This window comes from Corallococcus sicarius (assembly GCF_003611735.1).
Taxonomy (GTDB): domain Bacteria; phylum Myxococcota; class Myxococcia; order Myxococcales; family Myxococcaceae; genus Corallococcus; species Corallococcus sicarius.
Genome location: NZ_RAWG01000706.1, coordinates 1 through 552, shown reverse-complemented (window position 1 = coordinate 552; position 552 = coordinate 1). Strand labels below are relative to the sequence as shown.

The 552-nt window shown below is 68.8% G+C and carries 1 protein-coding gene; it reads left to right on the top strand.

Going from position 1 to position 552, the window contains the following annotated elements:
• The coding region (locus D7X12_RS41800) for an AMP-binding protein (protein WP_147444026.1) at window positions 1–552 on the top strand (552 nt) is incomplete at both ends.

Sequence of the window (552 nt, the reverse complement as noted above, 5' to 3'; positions counted from 1 at the left end):
TGTACCCGGCGGGCACGCCGTCGCTGGAGGAGCTGGGCCGCACGCTGGAGGCGTCGGGCATCACGTCGCTGTGGCTCACGGCGGCACTCTTCGAGCAGATGCAGGCGAGGCAACCGCAAGCCCTGGCGAAGGTGAAGCAGGTGCTGGCCGGTGGCGACGTACTGCCCGTCGGCCGCGTGAAGGAGCGGCTTGCCTCCGGAGGCACCCTCATCAACGGGTACGGGCCGACGGAGAACACGACGTTCTCCAGCACCTACCGGATGGAGACGCCCGAAGACGTGGGCACGTCGGTGTCCATCGGACGGCCCATTCGGAACACCACGGCGTACGTGCTGGACGGGGCGATGCATCCGGTACCCGTGGGAGTGCCGGGCGAGCTGTACGTGGGAGGCGAGGGTCTGGCCGTGGGGTACGTGAATCGGCCTGAGCTGACAGCCGAACGCTTCGTCCCCAATCCCTTCGGAGACGGCACCCGGCTGTACCGCACGGGCGACACGGTCCGGTGGTTGGCGGACGGACGGCTGGAGTTCTTCGGACGGCGTGACGGACAGG